Source organism: Lysinibacillus sp. fls2-241-R2A-57, assembly GCF_030209535.1.
Taxonomy (GTDB): Bacteria; Bacillota; Bacilli; order Bacillales_A; family Planococcaceae; genus Lysinibacillus.
Window position 1 is genome coordinate 15,925 of record NZ_JARVRU010000195.1, and the last position, 15,758, is coordinate 31,682.

Below are 15,758 nucleotides of genomic sequence, written 5' to 3' on the forward strand. Positions count from 1 at the left end.
CGAGGGATAGTGTATTAAACAAACAAACATCTAGGTTTGGAATATTGGTGATAGCAGAATAGATACAACAAAGAGAAGGTCGTTCAATATTCTAAAACTGAAAGGGATCAGTCAGAGCTTTCTATCGCTAATGGTTCCTTTCTTACTCCAGAGATCTTTGATAACAATTACACGCTCCCGATTCATAAAAGTAAATGGTTTGAAATGAAAGAATTAAAAAACTTTGTTTAAATTTTGATAAAAATAGAGTTTTTTTACAAAATTATTACGATAAGCGTTAATTACTTAAAGCCATGTTATAGACTTTCAGGTAAATAGTGCTCATACATTTCCAATACGTCAGTATGCTCCTTTAATACAGCAATGGTTTTGTGGTTTGGCTTTATAAAAATAACAGAATAATCTTTTTCACCAAGTTCCTTGTTAATTGGAAAAGCTAATTTTTCTTCATCTATTGAAAACTGAGCATTAACGCCAGTTTTGTTTCCACGAGCATCTAATCGTATCCACTTATTATGGGATTTAAGATATACAGCATTCATAGCGTGAATCGAATATCCTTTTTCTGGGGTATCAAACAACATTAATCGTTGATAACAGAAACCTGTTGGAATACCTTGCGAACGTAACAATGCTGCTAAAAGGTTTGATTTTGCATAGCAAATGCCTTGTTTATACTTCAATACATCTGATGCCAGCTATTGGTTCGCATGTAATTTACCCAACGGTGAAAATGACGGGGTCAGTTCAAGCAAAGCCATTTGTTTATGATAAAGCTGCGGTAGAAAAAGCAAAACTTAAACAGGAGATTGTTCTTGCTGCAACAACAATTTTGGGTTCACTCAAAATTGTAGGGACGATTTTCACTGTTTATTTTGGCGCAACGGCGATTACGAGTACCACTGTAGATTTCCCTATGCCGAAAGTCGGAGATAAAGTGGACGTTACTTTCATCGCTCAATCTTTAGGTGGAGCGAGGGTGGAAACGCGGTTTACTCAAATACCTTATACAGATAGTAATGGTAATTCGAAATCGGGACAGGTGGTTACAAAGAATTCGTATATTGCGTTCGTACCTTACTCTCGATAAGAGTAAAAAATCCACGAGTTATGGACTCATGGATTTTTTCTTTTTGTAGAGAATATAATTGTATATAAAGTCGAAAATCGAAAATACATAAGCCGATGCAGCTATAAATAATGCGGGGGAGTCGTAGCCGTAATAAATAATATCCTTCATGTGTAAACTCAATAACCAAACGGATGTAAAGATAAATAGGGATATATCGTATCCGATACTTAACGGGCGTTTAATATCTTTTAAAGCAAAATTAAAAACAATAACTCTGAAAAACACAAATAAAAGTAAGGAAACGAAATAAATGGTGGTGCTGTAAAACAATAGGGTTGAAATTAACGGTGGCATAGTGAGAACTCCTTAGATGGTTTTATAATCAGTTTATCGAATGAAAACCATATGTCTATAAGAATATGTAAGTATTTACAAAGTCGATAACGAAAGAATCGCTCTCTTAATGTTCGAATAACGCTACATGGTTATCAGTAAAAAAGCCATTAACACCAACATGTTTAGAACCAGATGTCAAACCTTCCTCTATAAAATGATTCCTCCTTTGCTTTTCCCTTTAGTTGAACCCAATCAAAGCAAACTCCTAAAGTGAATAGAAAACTAATAGAAACTAATAAAGAAGTAGCAGTCACAACACCTAATAATGAACGAATAGAAACTAATAGTGACCAAAATATAGAGGTTTTGAACGCTATTGTTCCATAAAGGTCCAGCTGTTATTTTTTATATCAAACCCCCTCAACAATTTATACAGGATTTTATACACTCTATCCAACCGCAAAAGCTGGCACGACAACAATGTATAAAATAATGTATATACAATAAATAATGATTCAAATGAAAAGGTAGTAACGACAAGGGTTTATCCTTTGTCGTTACTGCCAAGCAAAATGTTAGCCCAAAGACATAATTTCGAGTATTCTTGTTCGGATGAGGCTAGAAGATTGTTATCTGTACTTGGTGGTCAAATCACGGGAAATTATTCATTATATTCTTGAAAATGATATCAGGCATGTTGATTAGGAAAAATAGGTTTATTATTGAATGATAAAAGGAGTGTTTTGCTAATATACCCCATGTTCAACTAATTGTAGCCTGTTGCGGAAATCAGAGCTTTTTAATTAATAAGGCTGGATAAAAATGGTCAACACCTGAAATAATATAAAAGTTTTAGAAAGTGAGGTTAATCATGTTAGAAACTAAAAGATTGAAACTTAGAGATTATAAAGAAGAGGATTTTGATTTATTACAATCACTGTTATCAAATGAACAGGTGATGCAGTACATTGGAAGCGGCGAAACTCGTAACGAAGAGCAAGCTAGAAGTTTTTTAAATTGGATTTTTGAGTCTTATGAAAAGAATGAAGCATATGGATTGAAAATAATTGAACTAAAAGCAACCAACGAACGAATTGGACATGCAGGACTTGTGCCTCAAAGCATTATGGAGGAAGAACAAATCGAAATAGGCTACTGGATTGCACCAAATTTTTGGGCGATGGGTTATGCGACAGAAGTGGCGAAAGCTTTGAGAGCTTATGGTGAAAAAGAATTATCTTTAAATAAGTTAATAGCCCTTATTCAAATTGGCAATTCAGCATCTCAAAAAGTAGCGATTAATATGGGGATGAAAAAAGAGCGAGAGATTGTATTAAAAGACAAACAAGTCATTGTTTTTTCAACTCTGGGTGGTTCTATTTTTTAACAACGAGTAATGAATAATCCAAGTAAAGAATCCATACATATTTAAATAACGATTTCTTTATGAAGAGGTGAATCATTGGAGAACATGCCAGAGGGCTATTCATATGTTCCACAGCCTATTCGGAAAGATGGGGCGGGAGGGGTAGATAAAGGGCCAAGAGATGTTATGAGGGATCTGGAAAACCCTGATATGCTTGTCCCTCCAATAACAGATGCTGGACTTGTACCTAATTTAAAGTTCTCTTTTTCTGATACGTATATGACCTTAAATCATGGCGGTTGGTCCCGGGAAATTACTGCTCGTGAATTGCCAATTGCTACTACATTGGCAGGGGTCAATATGAGTTTGACACCAGGTGGAGTACGTGAGCTGCATTGGCATCAACAAGCAGAATGGTCGTATATGCTTCTTGGTCATGCACGTATTACAGCGGTTGATCAAAATGGGCATAATTTTATTGCTGATGTAGGACCGGGGGACTTATGGTATTTCCCACCAGGAATTCCTCATTCCATACAAGGTCTTGAAGATGGCTGTGAATTTCTACTGGTGTTTGATGATGGAAATTTCTCAGATCTTAATACATTTTCTATATCTGATTGGTTTGCTCATACTCCTAAAGATGTGCTGTCTTCCAATTTTGGCGTCCCTATTAGCGCTTTTAACCAAATCCCGAAAGAACAGGTCTATATTTATCAAGATAAAGTTCCAGGACCTATCGACACACAGAAGGTACAATCCCCATACGGTAAAGTCCCTCAAACCTTCAAACATCGTCTACTTACACAAACTCCTATCAAAACACCTGGTGGCAGTGTTAGAATTGTGGATTCTACAAACTTTCCAATTTCCAAAAATATTGCAGCCGCACTTGTAGAAATTGAGCCCGGTGCTATGCGAGAGATGCATTGGCATCCGAATAACGACGAATGGCAATATTATCTTCAAGGAAAAGGTCGTATGACAGTGTTTGCAGCTAACGGTGTGGCTAGAACATTCGATTATCGTGCAGGAGATGTAGGTTATGTGCCGTTTGCAAATGGTCATTATATTGAGAATACCGGTACTGAGACATTATGGTTCCTTGAAATGTTTAAAAGTGATAGATTTCAGGATGTCTCGTTAAATCAATGGATGGCTTTAACTCCAGCTGAAATAGTAAAGAGCAATTTACATGTTAGTCCTGAACTTCTCAATGTTTTAAGAAAGGAAAAGTGGCCGGTTGTAAAATATCCTGGATTTTCTTATTATCCAAGGTGAGCATATAGAAAAGCAGGTGAAGATCCAATGTCTTCACCTGCTTGTTTTTTAATATTGATATTTATTTCTAGTAGCAAGCAATATACCGATTGCTGGAATCGTACAAATAAGCATTGCTGCAAATGATAGTCCAGGCGAAATTTCGTATAAATAGCCACCTAAAAATGTAAGGATAGCTGTACTTAATCCCATTGCTAATGCCGAGTAAAGGCCTTGTGCATTCGGAATTTGCTCCTTCGGCAATGTTTTTGTTAAATAGCCAATAAAAGCGAAATGTGCGAGTGCAAATGATAATGCGTGCAATGTTTGAGAGGCGATAAATACCCAGACATTAGGGAATAGGTAAATCAGTAACCAACGTAAGGAAGAACCACTTGCAGCTAAAAGTAATAAAGAAGATGAACGCCATTTTTTAAATAGTGTATCTGCCTTCATAAAATAGATGATTTCGCAAATAACGGCGATGTTAATAATCATTCCCATATAGAATGGATCAACATGTAAATCACCTAAATAAATATAGCCGTAGCTGTAATAAGAAGCATGTGCGCCCTGCAATAGCGTAACGATTAATAAAACAATAGGGAAGCCTTTAATACTCCATAATGTTTTCATCGACAACGATTTTGCACGTTGTTCTTTTGTTGGCACAACGAGTAACTCTTTTGGTGTAGCCAATTGTTGCATTAACAGCATTCCGATAAGGCTGAGGATCATACTCCAATAGATAGCGTTTTTACCAAATACACCAGTCAGCATACTAATAATTAATACCGCAATGACAAAACCAACTGAGCCATATGAGCGGCTTTTACCATAGTGTACATGACCATGCTGTACTAGTGTTGCTGCACTACTTTCAACAGCAGGTAGCAAAGCTGGATAAAAAACGTTAAATAACAGGGTAACGATAAGAAGCGAGATGAAGCTTGTGCTTGGTATGTAAAGGAAAGTTGTAATTAGTGCACCTATTGCTAGTATGCTAATTAGTCGCTTATTGTGCACATATTTTGCAAGAGTCGGGAAGAAAAAAAGATTTGAAATAGCTCGTGCTAAAAGACCACAGCCCATCACAACACTTGCCTGTGATACTGTAAGATGTTTAACATCTACAAGCCAACCTGTCCAGTAAGGTAAGAAAATACCCCATGTAATAAAAAATGCAAAGAAATTTTGAGAAAGCCATCGTTGATTGTTCATAATTTTACGTACCTCCATTAACTATGTTGAATAATAGCACGTTCAACGCTACAATAATGTGAGATATCTCATATTTTATCTTAGGGGAGAGTAAAAAATGCATATACTGACAGCTGAAGAACGTTCCAACTATTTGGAAAAATATCCGATTGATGATTTTTTCTCCTTTGATATTGATCCATTTCTGGAAGTTTGTAAATTTGAAAAAGGCGAATGGATTTTTAAAGAAGGATCATTTCCAGATACGCTGTACTACATGATCGAAGGAAAAACGAAACTATATATGACGCATAAAAACGGTAAAGTCTCGCTTATCGAGTATCTAGAGGCACCGCGTTTTATGGGGGAAATTGAATTGCTAAATGAAGCGAGATATACGAAGGGGATCCAAACGTTGACCGAAACGATTTGTTACTCTATTAAACAGTCGTGTAAAGAAAAATTACTCAACGATGTGCTTTTTTTACGTAATCTCTGTGTGTTTTTAGGGGAAAAGGCGACAAATATGACTTCTAAATATACACAAAATCAAGCATATCCACTTGAAAATCGACTTGCAGCCTTTATCCAATTATCGTCAGATCAAGGAGTCTATAAAGAAAAGCATACTGAAATCTGTGAATATTTAGGGGTGTCTTATCGACATTTATTATACGTACTTGCGCAATTTTGCGAAGAACAAATTTTAGAAAAGAAAAAGAATGGCTATCACATTATAAATGAAGAGCGTCTTTCCGAATTGGCTCAGGAAATACAGTGAGGAAAGAATGTAGTAGCTTTTAAAGGTCATAAACAACAAATACATGAACAGTCCAAAGTTTCATTTCAAGGAAACAATGTAATTGGGAAATAACAAAAACCTTTTTTTGACGGTCAACCTCTATAGATGGTATTATTTACTATTGTCTGGTGAAAAACGTTTATAATGGTGAAAAAAAGTAGGGGCAACAAGTTTTTGGAGGGATATAATTTTTAAACATAATTACATATTAATAACTATACGCGGGAGAAATTTTTAGAGAGGGTCATAGAAGAAAGTGTGTGGTGTTTTTAAATAACAACTTTATTAGCGTTATTCAACTATATGTCATGGCAAAATAAAGAAAAGCCATTACTAGAGTTTTATTTTAAAAGGGTGGACTTTAATGAGTAATAATCATACAATATTAAATTTTTCAAAAACCGATAAAGTTATAATGTGGGTTGGCTTCCCACTTATCGGTTTAGTGCTAGGATGGTTTCTTCCGAGTATTGCTAAATGGGCTAGTACTTTACCATGGGTACCTTTTCAAGGACCTTTAAATTTTATTGCATCTTATCATGGAGCATGGGTAGGTTTCATCACTATGGCTCTTGGTTTGATTGCGGGAATCGCATTAACTATTTGGTCTTTTCATGAAAGTTTAGAAATGACAATAGACGATGACAAAATTATTTTAAAACTTAGAAATGATGAAATGAACTTTAAAAAGAAAGATATCTCACTTGTTTTTATGGATGGAAAGCAAATAGTATTATTAGGTAATGATGAGAAAGAACTTTTCCGATTTAAACAAGAGCTGAATAAAAATACAGTGGGTGCTGCATTTTTAAAACATGATTATCGTTGGAGTGATAGTGAGCCATTTAAAGAAGATTATAAAAAGTGGGTAGTAGATTGTCCTGATCTATCACCTACTGCGAATGCTCTATTTAAAGCAAGGAAAATTGCAATTGAAGATGGCGATGATGAAGAAGTATTTCAGTTAGCTAAAGAGCTTTGGAAACTAAGAGTATCAGTAAAAGAAATAAAAAAGAGTCAATATTATCGATAAACGAAAAAAATAAGTAAAGAATGAACTATTAAGATATTTTTCAGCGGGTGTCTAAACATCCGCTGAAATAAGTTAAAGCCTCGGGCGGATGTCCGGATTCTTGTGCAAGCACAACGTACAATCTGGACACAATTATGCTGAGGTATAATTGATTTAAGTTGCTATTTCCTAACAAGTCCAAAATTTTAATCATCCTATATTGTTTCTCCGTTTACACACCTTTTGAACTCAGAAAGCGACCTCGAGAAAACATTTTGAATCTTTAGCCAATATTTATACTCTACACCAGCCTCAAAAAAACATGTCGAAAAACAAGTTAAATGTAACTTTTTTGTATAAAGATAGTGTCCAAATAAAGTGCAAAAGACTAGGGAACTTCGATCCTATACTGAAGAAGTAAGGAAACGTATTTCAGGTTTAGTCAGTCCTAGCCTTATTATATTCACTTTTTTTAATCAACCAGCGCGCAATTTCTTTGCCGCTATGATAAGAGTTAATCTCATTGCTTCTTTGTTTTTGTATGGATGGATCTAGGGTTTCTTCCGTAACGCCAAAAGGTATAACGCCTATACATTGGTGTTTGTTAGGTGAAAATCTTTTAACCATTGCCTTAGTTTCGGTGTTTGTACTATGAGCTTTAGCAGATTTTTGTGCATTTCGGAATGGACTAGCAAGTAATTCTCCTTGTTCCAATGTTGTGCTTGGTGAGTAACAATTACTTTTCATTCAACATGCCCCCTTTGTCGTTAGTTTTATTGTACAAGACATGTTGTGAGAAAAGTCTTCATTTACAAGGCTTTTACGAAAACTTAAAGGTTAGTAAATCAATTTAGTAATATGTAACCGTATTCATGCCTTTGACGAATAGAAATCATAGAAAATTTGTATAATTTTTAGAAAAAAACACGTACTCAAACTATTGTGAATTTTTCTAACACAACGTATTATTGTAAGTAGATTTAACGTGAAGGACTTCACATAGTCACGTAATCGTGAGGAGGAATTTTAATGAGTTCAATTCGAGTAGGTATTGTAGGTTATGGAAATTTAGGGCGCGGAGTGGAATATGCAATTTCACAAAATCCAGATATGGAATTAGTAGCTGTATTCACACGTCGTGATCCTTCAACTGTAAACATCGCAAGTAATGCAAGCGTGTATTTAGTGAATGATACTGAAAAATTCCAAAATGACATTGATGTAATGATTTTATGTGGGGGCTCTGCAACAGATTTACCAGAGCAAGGACCACACTTTGCACAATGGTTTAATACAATTGATAGTTTTGATACACATGCGAAAATTCCTGAGTTTTTCGACGCAGTAGATGTAGCGGCACAAAAATCTGGTAAAGTATCAGTCATTTCAGTGGGATGGGATCCGGGTTTATTCTCATTAAATCGTGTACTTGGGGAATCAGTTCTACCAGTAGGAACAACTTATACATTCTGGGGAGATGGTTTAAGTCAAGGTCACTCAGATGCTGTACGACGCATCGAAGGTGTTAAAAATGCTGTACAATACACATTACCGATTAAAGAGGCTGTAGAACGTGTTCGTAACGGTGAAAATCCTGAGCTGACAACACGTGAAAAACATGCACGCGAATGTTGGGTTGTTCTTGAGGAAGGTGCAGATGCAGCAAAAGTTGAGCAAGAGATTGTGACAATGCCAAACTATTTTGATGAGTATGATACAACAGTAAACTTTATTTCTGAAGAGGAATTTAAAGCGAACCACACAGGTATGCCTCATGGTGGGTTCGTCATTCGCAGTGGTGAAAGTGGCGCTAACGATAAACAAATTCTTGAATTCTCATTAAAACTTGAAAGTAATCCAAACTTCACGTCAAGTGTTCTTGTTGCCTATGCACGTGCGGCACATCGTTTAAGCCAAGCTGGAGATAAAGGTGCAAAAACAGTATTCGATATCCCATTCGGTCTGTTATCACCAAAATCAGCTGCTGACTTACGTAAAGAACTTTTATAATTTTGAACTATACAAATACCCGATTATCATATATTTGATAATCGGGATTTTTCATTTTGTTTTATTCAATAGAGTATCCATAAAACACTCTTAATAAAAAGGCTAGTATGGCATCAAAAAGTGGTTGGAAGGTTCGCGCAAGATACACATTGTGCCCATAGAAACAAAAGTGACGGAAAAAAGAGCCAAAGCAACGGATAGACTTTCATCTCATTTTAAGCAAATCAATTCTGTTAAATGACATGTAGTATATGGTAAACTGTCAATAATTTAACTCATCACCAAAAGTTTGGGATGACATTTGAGACCTATGCCATGCATATAAGTTGATTAGAGTAACGGCTGGGTGCCTCCTTGAGATTAATATTACAGATGAGACACTGGAGCGTAAGCGAAGCGGCTCATTGGACGCACCCAGCCGGAACGGAAATCAATCCCACACTAAAAATTTTTGCTATGAAGTCTGTAACCTTACATATCGTTAACTGAATGGGGAGGTTATCATTAAATGACAACAGACATTATTATTCAATCAAAATGTATTCCACCGAGTCCGTCCAAACATTGTATTAGTAGAGCTACATTAATGAGAACATTAAAAAAAAGTCTAGACCATACTTGTACATTTATTCATAGTGGAGCAGGGTATGGCAAAACAACAATCCTTACACAATTTCTACATGCTGCATCCAGCAAATTTTCTTGGTATAGTGTGTCGGAGGAAGATGACAATATATTACCATTTTTGAGGCATTTATTTTTTAGTATTAAACGAATTGTTCCAAGCTTTGGTCAAGAATTTGATGCATGGAATCAATTATCACGCTTTCCAAAAATAGAAGAACTCAATCGTTGGTTTAAGCTGTTTGTTAATAGTTTATGTGAAATTGAAGGACCGATGTTAATTGTCATTGACGATTACCATTTAGTTGACCATGAATTTCATATTAATTATGTTATGGAAAAAATTATTGAATTTTCACCGCCGAATGTTCATTTTATCATCGCCTCTAGAACGTTGCCGAATTGGGATATTACAAGGAAATTGAAGCTGCAAAAAAAATTACTCGTTATTTCAGAAGGAGAATTAGCATTTTCTTCAGAGGAGATTGCTGTTTTTTTCGAGGATTATGTAGCTGTCCGTTTAACAGAAGATGAAATAGCTAAGGTTTTGGAAATTACAGAGGGCTGGGCAATTAGTATTTCTTTATTAGCGGAGCAATGGAACAACGAGACATTAGCTCATTGGTTAAATATCTCTACCAATGATCTTTTCACCTATTTATCGGAGGAAGTTTATCTTAAGATGTCTACATTCGAGCAAGAGACATTATTAAAGCTGGCGATTTTTCCCACTTTCTCAGAGGAGTTTATCACACAATTTTATGATATAGAAATAGCAGAGGCGTTCAAACAATTTGTGCAGCGGCACTTATTTATTCAACCAATGACTACTGATGGATTATATCGTTTTCACGCCTTGTTTAGTCGATTTTTAGAGCTAAAATGGCAACAAAATGCTTTACAGTATATTGAATTGCATAGACAAGCGGCATTGTATTATGTAAAACAAAACAATGTACAAGCTGTTCTTCATCATGCATTTAAAACGAACGATCAGAATTTTTGTGGGGAGCTTTTACAAAATCATGCTGAAAGTCTTGTGCGTGCTGGGCAGTTTGAGTGGTTATTAGAAAAAATAAATCGATTTACAGCTGAAGAAAAGTCGGAATATTACAAATTATATTATTTTGAGGGTGAATGCCACCGCTATCGTGCTTATTATGAAAAAGCGAAGCAATCCTATGAAAATTGTGCAAACATCGCGAAACGTAAAAATGATTATCTCTTTATGACGAAAGCACAGGCAGGTTTAGCACATATTTATCTCGATACAATTCAGCCAGCATTGGCAGAGCCACATTTAAAAAGGGCATTAGAGTTAGCGAAACATACGCCGTTAAACAATGGGGAACTTCTCGAACTACAACGTCAGTACGCAGAAAATTTGGTGAATTTAGGGAAGGCGAAAGGTGCACATAATTTTACTAACGAGGTTGCTTTGACGGAGGACGTGTTGCAAAGAGCGAATGTTGATGTTCGAATAATGTTAAGGACGGGGCAGTTACTGGAGGCAAAGAATTTATTGGCGAAGAGATTAGATTTACCGCCACAGCTTGTAGCGACGCATAGAGAGAGTGAGCTGTTAGCATCATTTGTTTATGTGCTATTGGGGCTGGGGAAGGATGCTTGGTATGCAGCTCAGCATGGGATTCGTAGGGGTTTACGTGAAAAATCTATTTTTATAGAAGCGGTCGGCTATATTCGCAAAGCACATGCTTTACTATTAATAGATTATCCTGACTATCAGGGGGCAAGTGATGCTTATGAGAAGGCCCTTACATTGATGAATACAATTAATATTTCACGCGTTAAGGCTGAACCGTATATGGGTCTAGCAATTGTCAAACATGCGCAAGGTGATATTTTATCAGCAAAAAAATATATAGCACTTGGCCTACAGGAAACGGAGCAAGTACAAGATGCATGGATGACCGCCATTATTTTAATTGCTGAGGTGAAAATTAATCTAACTCAACATGAATTTGCAAGAGCGCAACAATTATTAAAGAAAGCACAGCGACTTTTTCACGACTGTGGCGATCAAAACGGTGAAATGCATGTACTATTCTATCAATCTGTAATTGCCTTCAAAGAAAATAATGCTCAACAATTCAATCTTTATTTCCAGCAGTTTGCACAGTTCTGTATCTCCAATGACTATGACTATTTTTTACAAAGAAAAACCATTCTCGGTCCACCAAATATGATGATTTTTTATGAGCTTTTACAATTTAGTAGAAAGAGCGATGGGGAAAATGCTGCTATTTTAAAGATGCGTAGCTATTTTCAAGTAGAGGATAGTATCGCTTATCCGAATGAGGAGGTACAGGTGAATTTTTTTGGAAGTCTAGATTTAATAAGAAAGCATCGAAAGCTAGAGGATAAAGAATGGCAACGCGATAAATCAAAGGAGCTCTTCGTTTATTTATATTGTCATCGCAACCGCTTTACGCCAAAGGAAGAGATTGCACAGGCATTATGGCCAGAGCGGAACGTTGATTCACTAGATCGGGATTTTAAAGTTGTGTTGAATACGTTATTAAAGGTTCTTGAGCCAAATAGAAATGCGCGTCAGGACAGTTTTTTTATTCAGCGTAAAAATAATATGTATCAATTGCAGCATATTCATTTTCTACAAATCGATGTCGAACGCTTTCTCTATTTTTATGAATTAGGGATGGAGGAGTTCGATCCACAATTGTCGAACGAGTGGCTGCATCTTGCAGAATCGAGTTATACGGATGCACTTTATGCTGAAAAAACGCAGTTAGATTGGCTCATACAGGATCGTGAAAAGTTACAGTCCTTATATATTGAAGTATTAGAAAGATTAGCGCAAAATGCGACGAGGCAACAAAATTATAAACAAGCTATTTTTTATGCGGAAAAAATGATTCGTGAGGATGCATTATGGGAAGAAGGTTATCGGCTGTTAATGTATAGTTACTATCAATTACAAAACCGTTCCCTTGCTTTAAAATGGTATGAAAAATGTGTCCAGCTATTAAAAAAGGAATTAAATACAACACCAATGGAATCGACTATGGTTGTTTATGATTTAATAATGGGTTAGAGAATTTTGGAAAATTGCATATTTATATTATAGCCCCGTTCTAAATTTAGGACGGGGTTAAAAATATCGTTGAGATACTTAAAAAATCTAAGTTTTATTCAACAATAGTTTAGGAGTATGCTAACGACTGCAGAATCATCAGTAAATATAACATTTGAATGAAAAACGAAGCGGATGAACAATGATATTGAATGATTAATTAACATTATTGATTTTTTTAATCAGAAAAATTAATTCTTTTCATTTGTATTTTTAATTCCTTGTTGTATAATTGAATCAACAAATAGGAAGGGATTTTATTATGGCTTATAAAGTAATCACAAATTGTCCTGTCTGCAGTAAAACAATGAAAATTACGAAGTTGCAGTGCTCTCACTGTCACACTACGATTGAAAATGAGTTTGAATTATCGAAGCTGGCATCCTTATCAAAGGATCAGCTTCATTTTGTGGAAGTATTTTTAACATGTAGAGGGAATATTAAAGAAGTTGAAAAGGAACTAGGGATTTCGTATCCGACGGTTCGAGGCAAGCTAACAGACATCATTTCATCCCTTGGATATGTGCAGAAGAAGAAAAATGAAGTAGATGAGAAAAAGGTTGTCACTATGTTGGAAAATGGCGAAATTACACCAGAAGAAGCCATTAAGCTCTTAAAAGGAGAATAGGGAGGAATTATCATGAAAGAGGAAATTACTAGAGTGTTAGCGATGGTTCAAGAAGGTAATCTTGATGCAGAGAAGGCATCTGAATTGATTCAAGTATTAAAAGAGAAAGAAGAAACAGGTAATGAGCTTTTAGATAAACCGACTAAATATTTAGATAAAACTTTAAAAGTCCGTGTTGTATCAGCCGAAAATGATAACGTCATGGTCAATTTGCCTATAAAACTTGTCAAAGTAGTATTAATGGCTGGACACAGCATCGCAGCGAGTATTCCCCAATCGGAAAAATATGTTAAAGATATAGACATAAACCTTATTATGGAAGCAATCGAAAACGAATTAGATGGCCAAATTGTTGATATTAAATCGGCTAACGGGGATACCGTTTCGGTCATCATTGAATAGTGTTTTGCCTATGATGCATGTAAAAGTGAAAGCAAAAAACGTTCGGTTTACCATCCCAATCCCATATCCTATTTTAAACATTGTTGTTTCAATTTTGTCTTCAAAATTTTTTCAGCAAAGTCTAAACAAATGGACAAAGGAGTACTTCGAAAGAAAAAAACTGGACTTTACCTTTCCGCTAATAGACAAAAAAACGCTAATGCCTATCGTCCAGGAACTGAAAAATTATAAAGGGATCGTGCTAGTAGATGTCAAAGCTAAGGACGGTACTGAGGTTAAGGTTAGACTATAATTTATGATGGAATACACCGACCACTTGTCAAATATATAATCATAGTTTGTTGGTTAATGCTTTTCTCATTTATAAATTAACCAAAAAGACAGGCGAGATCCTTTGAATTTATTGAGGAATCACTTACTCAATATAATCAAAGGATTCTTTCTGTCTAATTATTTATCACTTATTTTCCTCATCGGAATTTATATCAATTTTTATAGTTTCCAGTCTTTTTTTTGTGATTTCCCCCTTATTATCCATTGTATGAACGATTGGGGTAATAAATATAGATGTAGCTTTAGTATTAAAGCCACTTATTGTTGCTTGACCATTTGAGTAATAATCGGTTACTTTTGTTGTTAACGTTTCAGTAGTGTAAGTATATTGGTTTTCTAAGTTATCAGCAATGTCTAAAGTTATGAATTCAGTCTTAAAGTTCAGATCACAACTAAAGTAAATGTCCGCTGTATTTCCTGAAATCGAAATACGATTAAAAGTAAATTCATGCTGTTTTGATAAAAGTGTTTCAGATAGAATTAAATCCTTTATTGGTAATATGGATGCCTTAGATGGGAAATTTACTAAGCTAGCTGAGCAAATTCCAATTGCAAAAATTGCAGCAATTGCCCATTTACGGATTTGATTTGGCTTAGGTTTCTTTTGTAAAACAGTGTTGATTACCTTTTGCTTTTCATTATTTGAAACCACTATCGGTGTTATATTTTCTAAATCCAATTGTAAGAAATTTTCTTCCTTACTCATGTCCAACACTCCTTTAATTTAGGATTTTTAGCAAGCTTCTTCTTTCCTCGATATAAACGATTTTCCACTGCAGATTTTGAAATATGTAAAATTTCTGCTATTTCACTATTTGAATATTCTAGATAATACCTCATTAAAAATAATTCTCTATCCAAATCAGGTAGATGCATTATTTCAAGAAGTAATAGTTCTTTCGCATACAATTTATCAAGCTGTTGTTCAATATTGTCTGAAGCGATAGGAGGTGGGATATTGTCAATAGGTAGAGTAGCTAAACGTTTTTGTTGTTTTCTGTAAATATCAATCGCTTTGTATTTTGTAATCATCCCAATCCACTTTTTAAAATCCGCTTCATCCCCAGTGAAATAGTTACTTTTTTGCCATATTAGAAGGAATACATCATTTATACATTCTTCTACTAGCATATAATCTAATGGTTTTTCTAAAATTTTTAGGGCAATTGCCTTCACAAAACCTAAATAGTGTTCAACGACATATTTAAGTGCTTTTTCGTCATGCCGTTGAAGACCCTCGATAAAATCATTCATTTTGTCACTCCTCGTTATGATCGTTATACATTCTATAACGAAATTTTTATGGAACACTCGCGCATAAATGGAAAGTTTTTTCTTCGTTTATTAAAAAAAGCTTTTTAGCGCTTGTATAATATTGTGTTTACTTAGCATACTTCGAGAAAAGTAGCTCCCCTAAAAGGGCAGCTACTTAAAGACTTTTGCAGCTGCCGTTCCGCTACCTCTCCATTTTCGTCGCAGAAGATGACTTTAGAAATATCCCTTTGACCAAGTGAAGGGACGCAAACTATCAGTGCAGTCAGATAGCGTTGCATGAAGGTAGATGTCGATATTTTTCGAAAGTTGGGTGATAAATTAAAAAA

General features: G+C 35.3%; 15 protein-coding genes and 1 pseudogene. 10 read left to right on the forward strand and 6 right to left on the reverse strand.

The features are described 5' to 3' along the window. Window positions 1-296 precede the first annotated feature (296 nt). Window positions 297-695: pseudogene (locus QRN68_RS23770) on the reverse strand (transglutaminase-like domain-containing protein); the annotation flags it as partial. Here QRN68_RS23770 and QRN68_RS23775 point away from each other — a divergent pair. From QRN68_RS23775 to QRN68_RS23785, 3 genes are all read left to right on the forward strand, one after another. After that, window positions 692-1,090: a hypothetical protein gene (locus QRN68_RS23775; RefSeq protein ID WP_285399673.1), complete on the forward strand. Its 399-nt coding sequence runs from the start codon at window positions 692-694 to the stop codon at window positions 1,088-1,090. The pseudogene QRN68_RS23770 and the gene QRN68_RS23775 overlap by 4 nt on opposite strands. A gap of 1,189 nt (window positions 1,091-2,279) precedes the next feature. Beyond that, window positions 2,280-2,795, forward strand: a complete 516-nt coding sequence (locus QRN68_RS23780; protein ID WP_285399675.1) for a GNAT family N-acetyltransferase — start codon at window positions 2,280-2,282, stop codon at window positions 2,793-2,795. 84 nt (window positions 2,796-2,879) lie between these two features. Then, window positions 2,880-4,055, forward strand: coding sequence for an oxalate decarboxylase family bicupin (locus QRN68_RS23785; RefSeq protein ID WP_285399698.1), 1,176 nt, complete (start codon window positions 2,880-2,882; stop codon window positions 4,053-4,055). 48 nt (window positions 4,056-4,103) lie between these two features. On the opposite strand, the gene QRN68_RS23790 is transcribed toward QRN68_RS23785, so the two are convergent. Further along, entirely contained in the window at window positions 4,104-5,255 is a 1,152-nt protein-coding gene (locus QRN68_RS23790; RefSeq protein WP_285399676.1) for an MFS transporter, read from the reverse strand. Between the two features lie 97 nt (window positions 5,256-5,352). Here QRN68_RS23790 and yeiL point away from each other — a divergent pair, with 97 nt between their 5' ends. After that, window positions 5,353-6,015: a transcriptional regulator YeiL gene (yeiL, locus tag QRN68_RS23795; protein WP_285399678.1), complete on the forward strand. Its 663-nt coding sequence runs from the start codon at window positions 5,353-5,355 to the stop codon at window positions 6,013-6,015. A gap of 385 nt (window positions 6,016-6,400) precedes the next feature. Next, a complete protein-coding gene (locus QRN68_RS23800; protein ID WP_285399680.1) occupies window positions 6,401-7,069 on the forward strand; it encodes a YqeB family protein in 669 nt (222 codons plus the stop codon). 417 nt (window positions 7,070-7,486) lie between these two features. Here QRN68_RS23800 and QRN68_RS23805 read toward each other — a convergent pair whose 3' ends face one another. Beyond that, entirely contained in the window at window positions 7,487-7,795 is a 309-nt protein-coding gene (locus tag QRN68_RS23805) for a hypothetical protein (RefSeq protein ID WP_285399682.1), read from the reverse strand. A gap of 282 nt (window positions 7,796-8,077) precedes the next feature. Here QRN68_RS23805 and QRN68_RS23810 point away from each other — a divergent pair, with 282 nt between their 5' ends. The 5 genes from QRN68_RS23810 to QRN68_RS23830 all read left to right on the forward strand — a co-directional run bounded on the left by QRN68_RS23810 (window position 8,078) and on the right by QRN68_RS23830 (window position 14,116). Continuing rightward, window positions 8,078-9,058 carry a diaminopimelate dehydrogenase gene (locus tag QRN68_RS23810; RefSeq protein WP_285399684.1) on the forward strand — a complete coding sequence of 327 codons (981 nt, stop codon included), beginning with the start codon at window positions 8,078-8,080 and terminating at the stop codon, window positions 9,056-9,058. Window positions 9,059-9,566: 508 nt separating this feature from the next. Beyond that, on the forward strand, window positions 9,567-12,755 hold the full coding sequence (locus tag QRN68_RS23815) for a BTAD domain-containing putative transcriptional regulator (protein WP_285399686.1): 3,189 nt from the start codon (window positions 9,567-9,569) through the stop codon (window positions 12,753-12,755). A gap of 301 nt (window positions 12,756-13,056) precedes the next feature. Next, window positions 13,057-13,422, forward strand: a complete 366-nt coding sequence (locus QRN68_RS23820) for a DUF2089 domain-containing protein (RefSeq protein WP_285399687.1) — start codon at window positions 13,057-13,059, stop codon at window positions 13,420-13,422. Window positions 13,423-13,434: 12 nt separating this feature from the next. Next, window positions 13,435-13,824 carry an SHOCT-like domain-containing protein gene (locus QRN68_RS23825; RefSeq protein WP_285399689.1) on the forward strand — a complete coding sequence of 130 codons (390 nt, stop codon included), beginning with the start codon at window positions 13,435-13,437 and terminating at the stop codon, window positions 13,822-13,824. Between the two features lie 10 nt (window positions 13,825-13,834). Then, window positions 13,835-14,116, forward strand: coding sequence for a hypothetical protein (locus tag QRN68_RS23830; RefSeq protein ID WP_285399690.1), 282 nt, complete (start codon window positions 13,835-13,837; stop codon window positions 14,114-14,116). Between the two features lie 165 nt (window positions 14,117-14,281). Here QRN68_RS23830 and QRN68_RS23835 read toward each other — a convergent pair whose 3' ends face one another. From QRN68_RS23835 to QRN68_RS23845, 3 genes are all read right to left on the reverse strand, one after another. Further along, window positions 14,282-14,863, reverse strand: coding sequence for a hypothetical protein (locus QRN68_RS23835; RefSeq protein WP_285399692.1), 582 nt, complete (start codon window positions 14,861-14,863; stop codon window positions 14,282-14,284). Then, entirely contained in the window at window positions 14,860-15,411 is a 552-nt protein-coding gene (locus QRN68_RS23840; RefSeq protein ID WP_285399693.1) for a sigma-70 family RNA polymerase sigma factor, read from the reverse strand. Before QRN68_RS23840 ends, QRN68_RS23835 begins: the two co-directional genes overlap by 4 nt. Before the next feature lie 131 nt (window positions 15,412-15,542). Continuing rightward, window positions 15,543-15,758 (reverse strand): hypothetical protein (locus tag QRN68_RS23845; protein WP_285399694.1); only part of this gene is annotated, 216 nt, incomplete at its 5' end.